This window comes from Pseudomonas sp. WS 5059, from assembly GCF_012985525.1.
In the GTDB taxonomy this organism is placed as follows: Bacteria; Pseudomonadota; Gammaproteobacteria; order Pseudomonadales; family Pseudomonadaceae; genus Aquipseudomonas.
Window position 1 is genome coordinate 70,980 of the sequence record NZ_JAAQWO010000008.1, and the last position, 18,351, is coordinate 89,330.

Below are 18,351 nucleotides of genomic sequence, written 5' to 3' on the forward strand. Positions count from 1 at the left end.
GAATGGAATCGGCATGCACTCCAACACTTCTCGACGAACCTTCGTCAAAGGCTTGGCTGCGGCCGGCCTGCTGGGTGGCGCAGGCCTGTGGCGGCCACCGGTCTGGGCCCTGGCCAGCCCCGGGGAGCCGGGTGTGCTGGCGGGCCGCGAGTTCGAGCTGTCTATCGGCCAGACTGCGGTCAATATCACCGGCCACGTGCGCACCGCGCTGACGATCAACGGCAGCCTGCCGGGCCCGCTGCTGCGCTGGCGTGAAGGCGATACCGTGACCCTGCGCGTGCGCAATCGCCTGGCGCAGCCGACGTCGATCCACTGGCATGGGATTATCCTGCCGGCCAATATGGATGGCGTGCCGGGCCTGAGTTTCAAGGGGATCGAGCCAGGCGGGGTGTATGTCTACCAGTTCAAGGTCAACCAGCACGGCACCTACTGGTATCACAGCCACTCCGGGTTCCAGGAGCAACAAGGGGTCTATGGCCCGCTGGTGATCGATCCGCGGGAGCCGGAACCCTTCACCTACCAGCGCGACTATGTGGTGATGCTCACGGACTGGACCGATGAAGATCCCGCCAGCCTGATGAAGACGCTGAAGAAACAGTCCGATTACTACAACTTCCATAAACCCACCGTGGGCGACTTCATCAAGGATGTGGCCGACAAGGGCTGGTCGGCCACCGCTGCCGACCGTCTGATGTGGGCGCAAATGAAGATGAATCCCACGGACTTGGCGGATGTCAGCGGCGCGACCTACACCTTCTTGATGAACGGCCAGCCACCTGCGCAAAACTGGACCGGGCTGTTTCGCGCCGGTGAGAAGATCCGTCTGCGGTTGATCAATGGTTCGGCCATGACCTACTTCGATGTGCGTATTCCGGGCCTGAAGATGACGGTGGTGGCTGCCGATGGCCAGCCGGTAAAACCGGTCAGTGTGGACGAGTTGCGCATCGCCGTGGCCGAGACCTACGACGTGCTCGTCGAACCGAGCGCCGCCGCCTACACCCTGTTCGCCCAATCCATGGACCGCACCGGCTACGCCAGCGGCACTCTCAGCCGCCAGCCGGGCTTGCGGGCGCCGGTTCCCGCGCTGGACCCGCGCCCCTGGTTGACCATGGACGACATGGGCATGGGCGGCATGGATCACGGTGCCACGGGGGCTATGCCTGGCATGGACCACAGTGCGATGCCCGGTATGGGCCACGGCGCAATGGCAGGGATGGCGATGCCGATGCAAGGCCACCCGGCCAGCGAAACCAATAACCCGCTGGTGGACATGCAGGCCATGAGCACCTCACCCAAGCTCGATGATCCGGGTATGGGCCTGCGCAACAACGGGCGCAGGGTCCTGACCTATGCCGACTTGCGCAGCAGCTTTGCCGACCCCGATGGCCGCGAACCCGGCCGTACCATCGAGTTGCACCTGACCGGGCATATGGAGAAGTTCGCCTGGTCCTTCGACGGGGTGAAGTTCTCCGATGCCGAGCCGCTGCGGCTGACCTATGGCGAGCGCGTGCGGCTGGTGCTGGTCAACGACACCATGATGACCCACCCCATCCATCTGCATGGCATGTGGAGCGACCTGGAAGACGAAAACGGCCAGTTCATGGTGCGCAAACACACCATCGATATGCCGCCAGGTTCCCGCCGCAGCTACCGGGTGACGGCCGATGCCCTGGGGCGCTGGGCCTTCCACTGCCATCTGCTGTACCACATGGAAATGGGCATGTTCCGTGAAGTCCGGGTGCAAGAGTGAGGAGCCGAGCATGAACCCTCTATTTCGCCGCGTTGCGCTGCTGATTACGACATTCGCCCCCGTAGCGCTGGCCCACAGCCAGATGCACGGCATGACGCCGCCCAGCCAGAGCCGCACGCCGATCCCGCTGCTGACCGATGCCGACCGCGCAGCGGTGTACGACGCGCCGGGTGGGCATGTGGTGCATGACAGCGCCCTCAACTCACTGTTTGTGATCAACCAGTTGGAATGGCAGGGGGCCGGCGATGGCCATGCCGTGAGCTGGGATGCCAAGGGTTGGGTCGGCGGGGATATCGATCGCCTATGGCTGCGCAGCGAGGGCGAGCGCGCCAAGGGCAATACCGAAAAGGCCGAGGTCCAGGCGTTATGGGGCCACGCCATTAGCCCCTGGTGGGATGTAGTGGCCGGTATGCGCCAGGATTTCAAGCCGGGCGACAGCCAGAGTTGGGCGGCGCTGGGCCTGCAAGGCATGGCCCTGTACAACTTCGAGGCCGAGGCCACGCTGTTTGTCGGTGAAGGTGGCCAGACTGCCGCGCGCCTGGAGGGCGACTACGACATTTTGCTGAGCAATCGCCTGGTGCTGCAGCCCACCGCCGAGGCCAACGTCTACGGGAAAAACGACCCTCAGAGAAGGATTGGTTCCGGCCTTGCGGACACCGAGGTCGGGGTGCGGCTGCGTTACGAAATCCGCCGCGAGTTTGCCCCTTATGTCGGCGTGACCTGGAATCGCGCCTATGGCCAGACGGCCGAATACGCCAGGGATGAGGGCGAGGACCGCAACGAGGTGCGCTGGGTCTTGGGTGTACGCCTGTGGTTCTGAGGGCGCTGCAGTCGCCTAGGCCGCGCTGCCCTTGAGGCACTTGAGTGACTGGAAGTCGCTGCGCACCTTATCAATCCGCTGCACCAGCTTCTGGCGTTGCTGCACGGTGCTTTCGGCCATCAAGTCCACCAGCAGGCTGCGGGCCGCCGCTTCGGTCTGGGCATAGGCCTGGCGATAGTCCGCCGTCCACAGGCTTTCACGGTCCACCAGCAGTTGCTCCATCTTGCGCGGGAAATCGCTACTGGCCCGTTGATTGACTGCTGCGATGAACTGCGCCTGCCAATGGGCGCGGTTGCCGATCCATTGCTGGTTCTGCGCACCGAGGGCGGTGGACCAGGCCCGCACACGCTCCTGCTGGCTGGTGCTCAACGGGCCAAGCCAGGCATTCAAGCGTTCGCTCATGCGCTCGCTGCGGTCCTTGATCTGCTGTTCCAAGGGCGGCTTGAGGTATTCGTCCTGGCGTTTGCGCAGGTCCTTGGCCAGCGCTTGATCCATCTCGCGCACCTGCTGCTCATCCAGCCCGCGCAGCAACTCGATGGCTGACGGGGTGATCTGCCGGGCGACGTCGGCGATTGCCAGCTTGGCTTCGAGGGTGCGGGTTTGCAGGGCGGCATCGCTGACTTGATGGTTGTCGACCATCTGTTGCAGGCGGTCGAGCCAGTCCAGGTAGCCGGGCAATTGGGTGGTGCAGTGCCAGGCCAGGTGTTCCTTGAGGGTGTCGTTGAACCAGCTTTTCTGCCCGGCGTTCATATCCAGGTAGTCGTTGAGGGTCCAGGGGATGATCACATCGAGATTGCGATAGGCCAGGCCCACGCGATTGCAGCCGGCCAGCAGGACGCTCAGGGCCAGCAAGGCCACCAGGATTCTTAACCGACGCAGCATGGGCGAGTCCTTGCACAGACCAGGGATGTTTATCTGAACCCGCCGGGGGCGTGACAGTTCAGCCCATCAATAAAACGACCGCTCGGCCTTTAGGGTCAACAGGCCATCACATTGCGAATTGTGTCCGGAGTAGGCCGAGCAGTCGCTGCCGTTGAGGCTGGAGTCGCTGTAGATCAGGTCCAGGTCCATGCCCATCCATGGCCGCGAGAATTTCACCGACCAGTCGCTGAAGCTGCGGATTGAGCCGCCCTCCACCGAGGCTGGGGCGCCCAACTGATGAGTGGTGTACTTCATGCTCACGCCAATGCCGAAGGGTTGGGTCCCGCCCAGGTCGGCAAACAGGGTGCTGTCGCGCCGGTCGGGGTCGTTGCCCAGTGACACGCCAAACCGATTGCCCAGCAGGTTCAGGCCGCCGTAGAACTCCTGGCTGTCGAGGGGGCTGAGCTTGGGGTAGCTGTAGTGAATCATCCCCAGCTCATAGCCCAGGGTCTGGTCGAACGGGCGCTTGAAGCCCATGTAGGAATCGACTTCGAGGTTGCTGGCGGGCGACAGGCCCATGCTCGGTGAAAACTGGCCGAAATACAGGCCGCTGGCGTGGGTGAGGTCGAGGCCGCCGTGGAACGAGTTGCTGCCCGGAGCGGTGGGTTTGACCAGGCCCTGGGCCATGCTGCGGCTGGGGGTGGTTCCCAGTTTCAAGTCGAAGTCGCCCAGTTCACGCTGGAAAACCTGCGCTTGGGCGAGGGGGCTGGCGAGCAGGGCGCTGACCAGGAATATGCAGGGCTTGAGCATGCGTCACTCCATGAAAAGCGAGGAGCAGTAACCGAAGGAATCGGGCAAACGCCCGTTCTAGAGGTGTGCAAGCATACCGGCGAAAGTCCGGGGTTGAGGCCCGTTCGTCGATTGGCGCAGTTGAATGTGTGTCAGGGGGAGGTTGCTTGCTCTAGTCCTAGCGCCTTGATGGCAAGGCGCTTAGGGACCAGGTGGGGTGCGTAGGCGGCTGCGCGCTTACTTTTTACCCAGGGTGATCTGCTTGGACGGGCCGAAAGTCTGGCCGCTCACGCCCTTGGCGATCTGCTGGATTTCGCCACCGGACTTGAGGAACGCGGCGATTTGGTTGTTGATCGATTCGCTGGTTTCAACGGCGGGAGCTGGCTTTGCTTTGCTGTTGGATGCTTTTACGCGCATGGCGGCCACTAACCTGTAGAAAATTAACTTGGCCAGGCATCGTACATGAAAAGCTTGACAATTGCTTGGTAAATATCTCCCAGGAATAAGCTGCGCTATTATAAAAACCCGAAGTTGGTCTTTGATCGAAGGCCCTAACTCGCTGTTTTAAATAGAAACCATGGGTAAAAACAGCACCTGGCCATTGCTGCACAGCTCGGGCTTGACCTGACGAGCGGGACAATTGCCCACAACTGCCCGGCAAACCCGCGATTTTTCAGGGTTGCGCGCCCGGACACGGGACCGCCGCCTTCAACTCGGGTAGAATGCCGCCCACGCAATGAGGGTATTGGAAATGGCTTTAGTCGGGCGCTACAACAGTTTGCAAGTGGTTAAACACACTAACTTTGGTTTGTATCTGGACGGTGCGCAAGATGGCGAAATCCTCTTGCCCAATCGTTATATTCCCAAAGATATTCCCAGTGAAGATGAAGACTGGCTTAACGTTTTTATTTATCTGGACAGCGATGACAAACTTATCGCCACCACTGAAAAACCAAAAGTGCAGGTGGGTGAGTTTGCCAGCCTGAAAGTGGTCGAAGTCAACAGTATCGGGGTGTTCCTCGACTGGGGCCTGCCCAAGGACCTGCTGCTGCCTTACTCCGAGGAAAAGCGCCAACTGACCGCCGGTGAATACTGTGTGGTGCACGTCTACCTCGACAAACACACCAAGCGCATCACCGCCACCGCGCGCCTGGACCGTTACCTGGACAAGACGCCGGCCAACTACACCGTGGGTCAGGAAGTCGACTTGCTGGTTGCCGAAGCCACTGATATGGGCTTCAAGGCAATTATCAACAACAAGCACTGGGGCCTGATCCACAAGAACGAAGTGTTCAAGTTCCTGCGTCCGGGCAAGGAAGAGAAGGGCTTCATCAAGGAAATCCGCGCCGACGGCAATATCAGCCTGAGCCTGCAGCCGGTCGGCGAGCAAGCGGCGTCCAGCCTGAACTCGAAGATCCTCGCCAAGTTGCGTGAAAACAACGGCAGCCTGCCGGTCAGCGACAAGAGCGATCCGACCGTGATCAGCAACTTGTTTGGCGTGAGCAAGGGCAACTTCAAGAAGGCCATTGGTGCGCTGTACAAGCAGGGTCAGATCGTGATTCATGCCGATCGCATTGAACTAAGCTGACTGCAAGCTGCTCTTGGGTAGGAGTCGCTATCGCCGGCAAGCCGGCTCCTACAGTAGGTTGTCGCCATGGGCAAAAAAGTCGTGTTTGCTTACCTCGGTACGTTATTGGCTTTTTTGGTGCTCGATGGCCTCTGGCTTGGCGTGTTGATGGGGCCGACCTACAAGGCCTTGCTGGGGCCGCTGATGCTTGAACAACCGCGATGGCTGCCGGCGGCGCTGTTCTACTTCCTTTATGTATTGGGCTGTGTAGCCTTTGTGGTGGTGCCGGCGCTGGCCAGTGGAGGCTGGCAACGGGCCGCCCGCCTGGGCGCGTTGCTCGGGTTGGTCGCCTATGGCACCTATGACCTGAGCAACTGGGCGACCTTGCAAGGCTGGTCTGCGGGCCTCGCATTGATGGACATGGCGTGGGGCACCTGCCTCACGGCGGCCTGTTGTTCGTTGGGGTACGGGGCGGCGCGCCGCGTCAGCGGCTGACCCGCGCCCGGCAATCAATCAGTGCCCGGGCAGGTCGAAGCAGCAATGCGCCGGCCAGTATCAGGCCGCTGCCCGCCACCATCAGTGCCGGTTGCAAGCCGCCGCTCAGGTGACTGCTTAACGAGGCCAGCAACGGCCCACTCAACTGGCCCAGGGCAAAGCACGCCGTCAGCAACCCCGTGCCGCGTTGCGCCGCGTGGGGCGCGATTTCTCGCAGGCGTTGCATCACCAGTTGCATGCACGCCAGGAACGGCAGCCCGCAGAGCACGACGCCCAGGGCCAAACCCAGGCCATTGCCCAACAAACACGCGAAGACGCCAGCCGCTTGCAGCCATAGTGTGGCCATCAACCAGTAGCGCGTGGTGTCGGGGTTGGGCTTGCGCAGGCTGACCAGCAACACGCCCAGGGCCGCCGCCAAGCCAAAGCATGGCCAGAACAGGTCTGCCTGCCAGGCGCCCTTGAACTGCGCGTTGGCCATTTGCGAGAGGAAGGTGGCGGGAATGATGTAGCCCAGGCCATACAGCAGGTAAACCCAGCCCAGATGCGCGATGCTGGCGTTTCGCCCGGCAGCGGCGCTGCTTTGTAGCGCCTCCCTGTGCGGCTTGGGCAGCAATGGCAGGATCACCAGCAACATGCCCAGAGCGACCACGCCATACACCAGCCACAGCGTCGCCGAATCCTTGCCCAGCAGGTTGGAGGCCAGTGCCAGCAATCCCGTCAGCAGGATCCCCAGCCCCGGCCCGGCAAACACCAATGCGCCCAGCCGCGGGCGCCCGGCGGCAATCGCCAGGGGTTGGCTCAGGCCGGTAATCATCACCAGCACCCAGGCGCTGGCCACGCCCGTGCCAAAGCGCAGCAGCAGGTGCGACCAGAAGCCGTTGGCCCAGAACGACGCCAGGGTCAGCAGCACACACAACCACAACCCGCCGAGCAACCGCCCGCGTATGTGGTGATGACTGCGCGCGAACATCGAGTCCACGGCCCCCACGAAGTAGCCCAGGTAGTTGGCTGCGGCGATCAGCCCGGCCTCGGTCAGGTCGATTTGCCCTTCGCTGAGCAAGTGCGGCATCTGTGGGGTAAGGGCGAAGCGGCCAATGCCCATGGCCATCATCAGGGCGATAAAACTGGCGAGTAAACGGATCAGGGGAGACATGGGGCACCTTCCTGCAGAAGCGATGACCCCAGGTTAAGGTGGATTGTTGTTCAGTAAAAATGAATAATACTGAGTAACTTGTTCAGTTAAGGAGAATGGTCGTGGAGTTCAGCCAATTGCGTATTTTCCAGGCCGTGGCCGAGGAGGGCTCCATCACCCGTGCTGCAGAGCGTCTGCACCGGGTGCCGTCGAACCTCTCGACCCGACTCAAGCAAATGGAAGAGCAATTGGGTGTCGAGTTGTTCGTGCGCGAGCGCCAGCGCCTGCAACTGTCGCCTGCGGGCAAGGTGCTGCTCGACTACAGCACGCGGCTGTTGGCCCTGCATGATGAAGCGCACGGCGCCGTGCAGGGCGGGCAGCCGGCCGGGGACTTTGTGCTGGGCAGCATGTACAGCACCGCCGCGATCCATTTGCCAAAACTGCTGGCGCGCTATCACAAGGCTTACCCGATGGTGAACCTGCAAGTGCAGTCGGCGCCCAGTGGCGAGTTGCTCGAGGGCCTGATCACCGGGCGCCTGGATGCGGCATTGGTGGATGGCCCGCTGGCGTTGGCGACCCTGGACGGTGTGCCATTGTGCGAGGAACGTTTGCTGCTGATTTGCGAGGCGGACCACCCACCGGTACGCGGCCCGCAGGATGTGGCCGGGCGCGCGGTGTTCACCTTCCGACGCAGTTGTTCCTATCGGGCGCGCCTGGAGGCGTGGTTTTCCCACGATCGCGTGGCCATGGGCCGGGCCATCGAGATCGAGTCCTATCAAGGCATGCTTGCGTGCGTGATCGCCGGTTCCGGGGTCGCGTTGATGTCCGAGTCGATGCTCGACAGTCTGCCGGGCAAGGACAGTGTGTCGATCCACCCCCTGGCCGAGCCATTTGCCCATGCCACCACCTGGCTGATGTGGCGCAAGGGCATGCTCGGCGCTAATCTCAACGCGTGGATTGACCTGCAGCAAGCGGGCAAGACGCGTCCAGAACAGCAGGCGCACGCGATTGCCTGACCACCCCGTCAGGATTTGTATCAATTCAGTAATGGTTCGTTGCGGTTTCAGGCAAGCATTGCGTAGGACTTAGTACTATTATCTGTAGGAAGCAGCCACAGAATTCCAGCTGCTCGGCACTACCCTCAAAGGGGGCACCATGAAAGAAAAACTGCAAAACTGGCTGCACGACCTCGGCGTCGCACTCGGCTTGATCGAGCCACCGCTGCAACCGGTGCCAATCCGCACCGATGACGAACAGCGCCGCCCGCGTCGCAGGTAAGTCCGCAAAAGCGCTCAGACATAGGGTTTGAGCGCGGTTGTAGGACCACGCAACACCGCAGATTCGATGTGGGAGTGGGCTTGCTCGCGATTACGCTAAATCAGTCACTGAAAGTTTGACTGACCTACCGTAATCGCGGGCAAGCCCGCTCCCATTTTTTGTTTGGTGTTTATCGCACCCGCTCAAGCCAGCTTCACTCAGGCTGCGTCGGCCGCCGCCACCTCTGGCCGACGCGACAGCACACTCACCAGCACAAAACTCACCACACTCACGCCCAGGCTGTAGTAGATCGGTGTGTTTGCCTCCAAACCATCCTTGATCATGAACCCCAGGGATGTGACAAACCCCAATGCCATGGCGCTGATCGCGCCCGCGGTAGTGGCACGTTTCCAGTAGATCGCCCCGATCAATGGAATCAGCATGCCGCCGACCAGCAGGTTATAGGCCAGGGTCAGTGCGCTGATCACATCGCTGACCACCAGGGCGATAGCCAGCACGGCGCAGCCGGTCAGCAGGGTGAACAGGCGGTTGATGTTCAGGCTAGACTGCTTGCCGCCGCGCAGGCGCGGCAGCAGGTCCTCGGTAAGCACGGTGGATGCGGCGAGCAGGCCGGCGCTGGCGGTGGACATCATCGCCGCCAGGGCCGCCGCAATCACCAGGCCGCGCAGGCCATCGGGCAACGACAGTTTGACGATGGCGGCGAAGGCGTTGTTGACGTTGTCCAGGTCCGGGATCAGCACGTGGGCGGCCATGCCGATCAGGGCGCAGGCCAGGCCGTAGAGGATGCAGTAGAAACCGGCGAAGGTCCCCGCATACTGGGCGACCTTTGCGTCGCGGGCGGTAAATACCCGTTGCCAGATGTCCTGGCCGATCAGGATGCCGAAGAAGTAGATCATGAAGTAGGTGATGATGGTGTCCCAGCCGATGCTGGTGAAGCTGAAACTGGCCGCCGGCAGCTTGGCCACCAGCTCATCCCAGCCGCCTACGCGGTACAGGCAGATCGGCAGCAGGATAAACATCAGGCCGATGGTCTTGATCACGAACTGCACGATATCGGTCAGGGTCAGCGACCACATGCCGCCGATGGTCGAATACACCAGCACCACGCCACCGCCCAGCAGGATGGCAGCCCAGAACGGCAGGTCGAACATCACTTGCAATACGGTGCCAATCCCCAGGATCGAGGTCACCGCCAGCATCAGCGCGTAGGCCAGCATGATCAGGCCGCTGGCCTGGCGGGCCGTGGGGTTGTAGCGCTGCTCCAGGACCTGGGTCACGGTGAAGATTTTCAACTTGAGCAAGGGTTTGGCCAGAAACAGGTTCAGCGCAATGATCCCTGTGCCCAGCGCCGCGCACAGCCAGAAACCGGAAATGCCATGCACATAGCCCAGGCGCACGCTGCCCACCGTGGACGCGCCGCCCAGCACCGTCGCGGCCATGGTGCCCATGTACAGCGTCGGCCCCAGGTTGCGCCCGGCGACCAGGTAGTCTTCATGGGTCTTGGCCCGGCGCATGCCGAAATAGCCGAGCACAAGCATGCCGGCGGCGTAGATAAGTACGACGAACAGATCCAGGGCCATGGTGGCGCTTCTCCAGTTATTGTTTTTATTGACTGATCAGGTAGCGCTACATCAACGGTGCGTGACGCCCGGCAGTACGCAGAGCATTTCGTACAGCAGGTTGGCGCCCAGCAACGAGGTGTTGCCGGTGGTGTCGTAGGGCGGCGAAACCTCCACCAGGTCACAACCAATCAGGTCCAGGCCCTGGCAGCCACGGATGATCTCGATCGCCTGGATGGTGGTCAGCCCGCCGATTTCCGGGGTGCCGGTGCCCGGCGCCCAGGCCGGGTCGATGCCGTCTATGTCGAAGCTCAGGTACACCGGGCCACCGCCGACTTTCTCCCGGACTTCGGCCATCAACGGCGCGAGGGAGTGGTGCCAGCACTCTTCGGCCTGGACCACGCGAAACCCCTGTTTGCGGCTCCAATTGAAGTCTTCGGCGGTATAGCCCTGGGCGCGCAGGCCGATTTGCACCACGCGGTCGCAATCGAGCAGGCCTTCTTCGACGGCCCGGCGGAAGGTGGTGCCGTGGGCGATTTTCTCGCCGAACATATGGTCGTTGACGTCGGCGTGGGCATCGATATGCACCAGCCCGACCTTGCCGTGCTTCTTGTGGATCGCCCGCAGGATCGGCAGGGTGATGGTATGGTCGCCGCCCAGGGTCAGCGGGATCACATCGTGCTTGAGGATCTCATCGTAGGACTCTTCGATGATGCGCACGGCGTCCAGCAGGTTGAAGGTGTTGATCGCCACATCGCCGATATCGGCCACCGACAGCGAGTCGAACGGCGCAGCGCCGGTGGCCATGTTGTAGGGGCGGATCATCACCGATTCGGCGCGGATTTCACGCGGCCCGAAGCGGGTGCCGGCGCGCAGCGAAGTGCCGATGTCCAGGGGCACGCCGATAAAGGCCGCATCCAGGCCGGCGGCGGTTTGCAGGTGGGGCAGGCGCATCATGGTGGCGATGCCGGCAAAGCGCGGCATTTCGTTGCCGCCCAGTGGTTGGTGAAAGATCTTGTCCACGGCAGGGCCTCATCGTTGTTGTGGTTATCAGGGGTCGATTCTGCGAAATGCCAGACAAGGGAAGAATCGCTGTGGGGAAATACTTAGTTCAGATTTTTCTGAACTAATGCCTGGGGTAGACTCCACCGGGTTGCAAACCCTGTTCCCTGTAGGAGCGAGCGTGCTCGCGAAAAACGTTAACGATTACGCGGGCATTCAGAATGTACGCGGCGCTCTCAGGTTTTTCGCGAGCAAGCTCGCTCCTACAGGGAATGGGCCTGTCAGCCGATTTTTTGCCTGGAGGTTCCATGGCCAGCGCCTTGCCCGACCTGAAACTGTTGCGCATCTTCGCAAGCGTGGTGCGCCACCAAGGGTTTGCCAGTGCCCAGCACGAGCTCAACCTGTCGACCTCGGCCATCAGCACCTACATGAGCCAGTTGGAAGGCGCGTTGGGCCTGGTGTTGTGCCATCGCGGGCGTGGCGGCTTCAGCCTGACCAGCAAGGGTGAGTTGTTTCACCAGGAGACCCTGCGCCTGCTGGGCGAACTGGAGGGCTTCGAGCAATACGCGGCGGCGCTCAAGGGCGAACTGCGCGGCACGCTCAAGCTGGGTGTGCTCGACTCCACGGTCAGCGACAAGGCCCTGCCATTCGCCGAAGTCATCGGCGCCTACAGCCTTGAGCACCCGGCGGTGCATCTGCACTTATCGGTCATGAGCCCCTACGAACTGCAACTGGGGGTGCAGGACAATCGCCTGGACCTCGCCATCGGCGCCTTCTCCAACCGCATGAGCGGCTTGGTCTACATGCCGCTGTACCGCGAACAGCACTGGCTCTATTGCAGCTCGCGGCATCCGCTGTTCAGCGAAAGGCGCATTCCGGAGCAGGTGATCACCCAGCAACGCATGGTCGGGCGCGGTTACTGGAGCCAGGCGGAACTGGCGCGCCACGGCTTCAAGCACAGCGCCGCCACCGTAGAAAGTATGGAGGCGCAGTTGATCCTGGTGCTGTCCGGCGCCTACATCGGCTATTTGCCCGAACACTACGCCCAGGCCTGGGCCGACAAGGGCGACTTGCGGGTGCTGCTGCCGGCGACCTTTGGCTACCAGGCGCCGTTTTCGCTGATCATGCGCCGTGGGCGCAGCCGCGAGCCGTTGATCCAGACCTTCCGCGATTTACTCAAAGCACAGCTCAATCAGGCCTGAACATGTCCAGACCCCAATGCCCCCGCTGCCTGCGGCCAACCACCCACTGCCTGTGCGCACTGATCCCGCGCCTCGACAGCCGCACCCGGGTGTTGCTGTTGCAGCATCCCAGCGAGGTCAACCATGCGCTCAACACCGCACGCCTGGCCGCGTTGGGCCTGGTGAATGCGCAACTGGTGGTAGGTGAAATATTCGAAGACTTGCAGACCTTGCTCAACCCGCCGGGCTATCAGGCGCGGCTGCTGTTTCCCGCCGAGGATGCGCAGCCTTTGCAGGCCTACAGCCCATCCAGCCAGCCGTTGCTGCTGGTGGTGCCCGACGGCACCTGGCGCAAGGCGCGCAAGTTGCTGCACCTCAACCCGCTGCTGGCGGCGTTGCCACGGGTGACGCTGGCTGAAGGGGCCGTGTCCCGCTACCGGCTGCGCAAGGCACCGGGGCCGGGGGCGCTGTCGACGGTGGAGGCGATCGTGCAGGCGTTGCAGGTGCTGGAGGCGCCGCAGTCATTCGAGCCCTTGTTGCGGCCGTTCGAGGCGCTGATCGAGGGGCAGATTGCGGCGATGGGGGAAGAGGTTTTCCAGCGCAATCATGGGGGTGACTAGCAGGGGCACCGAGGTGGGGCCATCGCTGGCAAGCCATCTCCCACATTGACCGCGTTGCTCAAGACATGCGCGGTCAGTGTAGGAGCCGGCTTGCCGGCGATGGCGCCCACCCAAACACCGCTAACGCTCGCGCATCGCCTCCGTCCTCGCCTTCAACACCGGCTTGAGCAAGTAATCCAACACGCTTTTCTCCCCGGTAATGATGTCTACCGTCGCCACCATCCCCGGGATGATCAGCAGCGGTTTTTTCTCCCCACCCAGATGGTTCTTATCGGTGCGCACCTGGATCAGGTAGAAGCTGTTGCCCTTGTCGTCGGTAATCGTATCGGCGCCGATCAGTTCCAGTTTCGCCGCCAGCCCGCCGTAGATGGTGTAGTCATAGGCACTGAACTTGACCATCGCCTTCTGCCCCGGATGCAAGAACGCCACGTCCTGGGGCCGCACCTTGGCCTCGATCAGCAGGTTGTCTTCCAGCGGGACGATTTCCACCATGTCGCTGCCTGGCTGGACGACGCCGCCGATGGTGTTGACCTTCAATTGCTTGATCACCCCATGCACCGGCGAGACCACGGTGGTGCGGCTGACGCGGTCATCGATGGCGATGCTCGTGGCGGTGATTTTTGACAGGTCGGTGCGTTTTTCGTTGAGTTCCTTGGCGGCTTCCGAGCGGAAAGCCTGTACCGATTCGTCGATTTTGCTCTTGATCTCATTGATCGCCGATTCCGCCCGGGGGATCGCCAGGGTGGTGGCGTTCAGCGAACCGCGGATCTCCACGGCGCTGCGTTTGAGGCGCAGGATTTCCACCGGTGATACCGCACCGGTGCCCACCAGGGGCGCCGACATGTTCATCTCTTGTTGCAATAGCGCCAGGCTGGAGCTGAATTGGCCCTGCTTGGAGCGAAACTCCGCCAGTTCCTGGGTTTTCTGCCGCAGTTGTTCACTCAAGGTCCGTTGCTCGCTACTCAAGCGGCGCTGGCGTTGTTCGAACAGTGAACGTTCGTCTTCGGCCACTTGCGGGGCCTTGGCGATCACTTCATCGGACAATTTGAACGGCCGCCCCTCGGCCTCGGCCGACAAGCGTTCGACCTGGGCGGTGAGGGCATACCGGTCGACTTCGCTCTCGCCCTTGTTCGAGCGGAACCGCGTGTCGTCCAGTTGCAGCAGTTTGTCGCCCTTGTCCACCATCTGCCCTTCACGCACATAAATCTGGGTGACGATGCCGCCCTCCAGGTTCTGGATCACTTGCACCTTGCTCGACGGGATAGCCTTGCCTTCGCCCATGGTCACTTCATCGAGTACGGCAAAGTTGGCCCATAGCAGGGCGCAGATGATCAGGCCGGCGGTCAGCCACACGATAATCCGTGAGCGGCGCGGCGAGTCCTGCAGCGCAGCGCCCGCCAGTTCGGGCATGAATTCGCTGTCGGCGGTTTTGCCAAAGCTCTTGAAATAGCCCGGTGACGTGGGAGTGGCTGACATGGTGGGGCTCCTAGACGGCGGCCGAGCCGACACGGCCCTTGCGCAGAGCATCGATCACACTTTCTTTGGGACCATCGGCAACGATGCGGCCGTTGTCCAGCACGATCAGGCGGTCGACCAGGCTGAGCATCGAGGTGCGGTGTGTGACCAAGAGCAACGTCTTGCCCTTGACCCACAGTTCCAGGCGCTGGCGCAGGGTTTCTTCGCTGCTGTTGTCCATGGCGCTGGTGGGTTCGTCCAGCAACAGGATCGGCGGGTCGAGCAGCAGCGCGCGGGCCAGCAACACCGCCTGGCGCTGGCCGCCGGACAGCAACTGCCCGCGCTCGCCCACCGGCCGGTCGAAGCCTTGTGGGTGCTGGCGGGCCAGTTCGCTGACACCGGTCAATTCGGCCACTTCGAGCATCCGCGCATCGCTGATGTAGCGCGCGCCCAGGGTCAGGTTATCGCGCAGGCTGCCGGCCAACAGCGGCAGGTCATGGGCCACATAACCCACTTGCTGGCGTAGGTCGGCCACATCCAATTGGCGCAGGTCGAGGCCATCGAGCAGCAACTGGCCTTCTTCTGGCGCGTAAAAGCCCATCACCAGGCGGCCCAGGGTGCTTTTGCCCGAGCCGCTGCGGCCGATAATCCCCACGCGCTCGCCGGCCTTGAGCTGGAAACTGACCTGGCTCAGGGCCGGGGCGTTTTGCCCGGCGTAGCGGAAGGTGACCTGGCTGACTTCCAGGGCGCCGCTCAGTTGCGTGCGTTCCAGTGGGCGCTGCTGCGGGTCGCGCTCCTGGGGCAGGGCCATCAGCGCGTCGGTGCTGCGCATGGTCAACTGCGCCTGCTGGTAGCGGGTGATCAACCCGGCGATCTGCCCCAGCGGCGCCAGTACCCGGCTGCCGAGCATGTAGGTGGCCACCAGCGCGCCGACGCTGAGGCTGCCGGCGATGATGCTGTAGACCCCGGCGACAATCGTGGCCATCCCGGAAAACTGCTGGATGAACAGCGTGCCATTGGTGGCCAGCGCCGAGAGGTTGCGCGCGTGGCTGTCGAGGCGGGTGAGGGCGCCGTGGGTGCTTTCCCACTGGTGCTGGCGCTCGCTTTCGGCGCTGCAGGCCTTGAGGGTTTCCAGGCCGCTGAGGGTTTCGATCAACAGCGCCTGGCGTTCGGCGCCCAGGCTCAGGCTTTTTTGCACGGTGTCGCGCAGGCGCGCCTGGATCAGCATCGCAAAGCCGATGGTCAGCGGGAACGCACACAACGGGATGATCACCAGCCAGCCACCGAGCAGGCCGATCACCACCAGCATCAGCACGGCGAAAGGCAGGTCGATCAGGCTGGTGAGGGTCACGGCGGTGAGGAATTCGCGCAGGCCCTGGAAGTCATGGATGCTCTGGGCAAAACCGCCGATGGTCGCGGGGCGCGCCTTCATCGACATACCGGTGATGCGCTCGAACAGGGTGGCGGAAAGAATCACATCGGTCTTTTTGCCGGCGGTGTCCAGCAGATGGGCGCGTACCACTCGCAGCACCAGCTCGAAGCCCGTGCCGATCAGCAGGCCGATCACCAGCACCCACAAGGTCGAGGTGGCCTGGTTCGGCACCACGCGGTCGTAGGTCTGCATGACGAACAGCGGCACCATCAGGCCCAGCAGGTTGATCAGCAAACTGGCGAGGATCGCATCGCTGTACAGCCAGCGCGACAGCTTCAGGGTGTCGCGAAACCACGCCTCGACCCGGGGCACCAGCGGCGCGCGCAGGTCTTCGATCTCGTGCCGGGGCCGGGCGAACAGGGCCTGGCCGCTGTAGGCCGCTTCGAGCTCCTCGCGGCTGACCCACTGTTCGCCGCCCTCGGCTTCGCTGGGCAGGATCAGCGCCTGGCCATCCTCGCCCCAGCGCCGCAGCACCGCGCAGCGGCCTTCGTTGAGCAGCAACAGCACTGGCAGGTTCAACGCCGAGATGGCCTTCAAGTCCCGGCGCAATACCCGCGCCTGCAAGCTGGCCCGGGCCGCCGCCCGTGGCAGCAAGTCCAGGCTCAGGCGTTGCTCTGCCAAGGGCAGGCCGGCGCTCAGGCTGGAGCGGCTGACGGTACAGCCGTGCAGCTTGCACAGGATCAGCAGGCCGTCGAGCAACGGGTCATCAAAGCTCTGGCGCGGGTCGACACCCGGGTTCAGCGGTTCCATCTGGCTCACGGCGATCTGCTCCACGTGTTGGCTACTTCAGGTCAGGCAGGTGGGCTTCGCTTCTGACTTCCGACTGGGCAATGGCTTCGGCCGGCACCACCACGCGCTCCTTGTTCAGCAACTCGCCCATGTTGGCCAGCACGCGGTACATGGAGAACTCTTCGGTGTAGCGCACTTCGGTGTAGCGCCGATTGGCGTTGTACAGCTCGTTTTCACTGTCCAACAGGTCCAGCAAGGTGCGTTGGCCCAAGCCGAACTGGTCCTGGTAGGCCGCGCGTACGCGCTGGGTGGTTTCGGCGTATTCGCGGGCGGTGGGGGTCTGGATGCGCGCGTTGTCCATGGCATGCCAGGCCAGGTTGAGGTTCTCGTTGAGCATGCGCAGGGCGTTGTTGCGGATGTCCATGGCCTGGTTGATCTTGTGCGAGTCCGACGCCAGGCGGGCCTTGTCGCTGCCGCCACGGAACAGGTTGTAGTTCATCACCACGCCCACCCGCCATTCGTTGTCGTGGCCCAGGTCGCCCTGCACATTGTTATTGGCACCCACCGCCGCCTCGGCATCGAAGCGTGGGTAGAACGGCGACTTGGCCACTTCGTACTGGCTCTCGGCGGCCATCACGTCGGACTGGGCCGATTTCAGATAGGGGTTGTTCTCCAGCATGCTGCGCCGGGCGCCGAGTTGGTCGCTGGGCAGTTCGCCCTTGATCGAGGCCGGGCTTTCCAGTTCGTCCGGCATGCGCCCGACCACGCTGTAGAAGTTCGATTCGGCGTCTTGCAGGTCGACCAGGGCGGTCTGGTAGTTGTTGTCTGCCAGGGCCCGGCGGGCTGTGGACTGATCGCGGTCAGCGGTGCTGCCGATGCCGCGCTCGGTGCGCAGGCCAATCTGGTCGGTGACCCGCAGGTGCGCCTGCAGGTTGTTCTTGGCCAGTGTCAGCAGGTCGCGGCGCTTGAGCACTTCCAGGTACACCTCGACGGTGCGCAGGGCCAGGCTTTCGGCGGTGCCCCGGGTGTAATAGGCGCGGGAGTTGACCACCGCCCCGGTGCGCTGCACTTCGTTGGAGGTGTTGAAACCGTCGAACAGCATCTGACGCAGGCGCAGTTCCGACTGGGTGTAGTTGTCGGTCTCGGTGTGGTGGTTGCCGCCACGGGCGCGGGTGGTGCTGTTGTCGCTGTAACCGCGGCCGTAGGCGGCGTTGAGGTCGAGGCTGGGGTAGAAACCGCCCTTGGCGACTTTCACATCTTCATCAGCCGACAGCCGGCTATTACGGCTGGCATTGAGTTCCGGGTGAGTGTCCAGCGTGCTTTGGATCGCTTGGGTCAGCGACATCGCTTGGGTGTTGGTGCAGGCCATGGCGATCAGAATCGCGCTGCAGAGGGGGGTAAAGACGCGCATGGGTACCTCTCCTGTGTATCAATGTTGCTGGTCTGTCGCCATTTATTTGACGAATTTAAGGGGTCAAACCGTCTCAGGCTTGTAACAACAGAGCTAAGAACATTTGCGGGAGGACCTAAGAAGGATTTCTCATAATGGTTATGTCCAAAAAAACTTATGCGTTCTGCGCGAAGCAAGACATTGTTCAAAGCACAAGCCTTGAGTTATGTGCGCTTCGGCGCGTTTTTAGGCTCTTGGAAAGTTCAATCGCAAGTGCGAGCGGATGATGGG

General features: G+C 62.5%; 17 protein-coding genes. 8 read left to right on the forward strand and 9 right to left on the reverse strand.

The window, feature by feature from the left end; translation table 11 throughout:
• Window positions 1–13: 13 nt before the first annotated feature.
• Both HBO12_RS22665 and HBO12_RS22670 read left to right on the forward strand, forming a co-directional pair.
• Window positions 14–1,750, forward strand: coding sequence for a copper resistance system multicopper oxidase (locus tag HBO12_RS22665; RefSeq protein WP_170043271.1), 1,737 nt, complete (start codon window positions 14–16; stop codon window positions 1,748–1,750).
• 10 nt (window positions 1,751–1,760) lie between these two features.
• Window positions 1,761–2,570 (forward strand): copper resistance protein B, encoded by an 810-nt coding sequence (locus HBO12_RS22670; protein WP_170043272.1) that lies wholly within the window; start codon window positions 1,761–1,763, stop codon window positions 2,568–2,570.
• A 15-nt stretch (window positions 2,571–2,585) separates the two neighbouring features.
• Here HBO12_RS22670 and HBO12_RS22675 read toward each other — a convergent pair whose 3' ends face one another.
• From HBO12_RS22675 to HBO12_RS22685, 3 genes are all read right to left on the reverse strand, one after another.
• Window positions 2,586–3,452, reverse strand: a complete 867-nt coding sequence (locus HBO12_RS22675) for a DUF6279 family lipoprotein (protein WP_170043273.1) — start codon at window positions 3,450–3,452, stop codon at window positions 2,586–2,588.
• Between the two features lie 66 nt (window positions 3,453–3,518).
• Complete coding sequence (locus HBO12_RS22680) at window positions 3,519–4,241, reverse strand: TorF family putative porin (RefSeq protein ID WP_169955611.1); 723 nt, start codon at window positions 4,239–4,241, stop codon at window positions 3,519–3,521.
• 216 nt (window positions 4,242–4,457) lie between these two features.
• Entirely contained in the window at window positions 4,458–4,637 is a 180-nt protein-coding gene (locus tag HBO12_RS22685; protein ID WP_007946007.1) for a hypothetical protein, read from the reverse strand.
• Window positions 4,638–4,971: 334 nt separating this feature from the next.
• On the opposite strand from HBO12_RS22685, the gene HBO12_RS22690 reads away from it, so the two are divergent.
• Together HBO12_RS22690 and HBO12_RS22695 are read left to right on the forward strand one after the other, a co-directional pair.
• On the forward strand, window positions 4,972–5,808 hold the full coding sequence (locus HBO12_RS22690) for a CvfB family protein (RefSeq protein WP_038446825.1): 837 nt from the start codon (window positions 4,972–4,974) through the stop codon (window positions 5,806–5,808).
• A gap of 66 nt (window positions 5,809–5,874) precedes the next feature.
• Window positions 5,875–6,282, forward strand: a complete 408-nt coding sequence (locus tag HBO12_RS22695; protein ID WP_170043274.1) for a DUF2177 family protein — start codon at window positions 5,875–5,877, stop codon at window positions 6,280–6,282.
• Here the strand turns inward: HBO12_RS22695 and HBO12_RS22700 are convergent.
• The gene (locus tag HBO12_RS22700) at window positions 6,272–7,435 is read right to left on the reverse strand and encodes a YbfB/YjiJ family MFS transporter (protein WP_170043275.1); all 1,164 of its coding nucleotides are present in this window, start codon (window positions 7,433–7,435) and stop codon (window positions 6,272–6,274) included. The genes HBO12_RS22695 and HBO12_RS22700 overlap by 11 nt on opposite strands.
• Window positions 7,436–7,536: 101 nt before the next feature.
• Between HBO12_RS22700 and ptrR the strand changes: the two genes are divergently transcribed.
• Complete coding sequence (ptrR, locus tag HBO12_RS22705; protein WP_170043276.1) at window positions 7,537–8,430, forward strand: putrescine utilization regulator PtrR; 894 nt, start codon at window positions 7,537–7,539, stop codon at window positions 8,428–8,430.
• Window positions 8,431–8,569: 139 nt separating this feature from the next.
• A complete protein-coding gene (locus HBO12_RS28445) occupies window positions 8,570–8,692 on the forward strand; it encodes a PA1414 family protein (protein ID WP_003210728.1) in 123 nt (40 codons plus the stop codon).
• Between the two features lie 197 nt (window positions 8,693–8,889).
• On the opposite strand, the gene HBO12_RS22710 is transcribed toward HBO12_RS28445, so the two are convergent.
• Complete coding sequence (locus tag HBO12_RS22710) at window positions 8,890–10,272, reverse strand: sodium:solute symporter family protein (protein WP_170043277.1); 1,383 nt, start codon at window positions 10,270–10,272, stop codon at window positions 8,890–8,892.
• Between the two features lie 51 nt (window positions 10,273–10,323).
• The gene (gene speB / locus HBO12_RS22715) at window positions 10,324–11,274 is read right to left on the reverse strand and encodes an agmatinase (protein ID WP_170043278.1); all 951 of its coding nucleotides are present in this window, start codon (window positions 11,272–11,274) and stop codon (window positions 10,324–10,326) included.
• A gap of 287 nt (window positions 11,275–11,561) precedes the next feature.
• Here speB and HBO12_RS22720 point away from each other — a divergent pair, with 287 nt between their 5' ends.
• Window positions 11,562–12,455, forward strand: coding sequence for a LysR family transcriptional regulator (locus HBO12_RS22720; protein ID WP_169955617.1), 894 nt, complete (start codon window positions 11,562–11,564; stop codon window positions 12,453–12,455).
• Window positions 12,456–12,457: 2 nt separating this feature from the next.
• Entirely contained in the window at window positions 12,458–13,054 is a 597-nt protein-coding gene (locus HBO12_RS22725; protein ID WP_170043279.1) for a tRNA-uridine aminocarboxypropyltransferase, read from the forward strand.
• A gap of 120 nt (window positions 13,055–13,174) precedes the next feature.
• On the opposite strand, the gene HBO12_RS22730 is transcribed toward HBO12_RS22725, so the two are convergent.
• The 3 genes from HBO12_RS22730 to HBO12_RS22740 are packed head-to-tail and all read right to left on the reverse strand — an operon-like array spanning window position 13,175 to window position 18,081.
• A complete protein-coding gene (locus HBO12_RS22730) occupies window positions 13,175–14,530 on the reverse strand; it encodes an HlyD family type I secretion periplasmic adaptor subunit (RefSeq protein ID WP_170043280.1) in 1,356 nt (451 codons plus the stop codon).
• A gap of 10 nt (window positions 14,531–14,540) precedes the next feature.
• On the reverse strand, window positions 14,541–16,700 hold the full coding sequence (locus tag HBO12_RS22735; protein WP_170043281.1) for a type I secretion system permease/ATPase: 2,160 nt from the start codon (window positions 16,698–16,700) through the stop codon (window positions 14,541–14,543).
• 22 nt (window positions 16,701–16,722) lie between these two features.
• Window positions 16,723–18,081: a TolC family outer membrane protein gene (locus HBO12_RS22740; RefSeq protein WP_169955621.1), complete on the reverse strand. Its 1,359-nt coding sequence runs from the start codon at window positions 18,079–18,081 to the stop codon at window positions 16,723–16,725.
• Window positions 18,082–18,351: the final 270 nt, after the last annotated feature.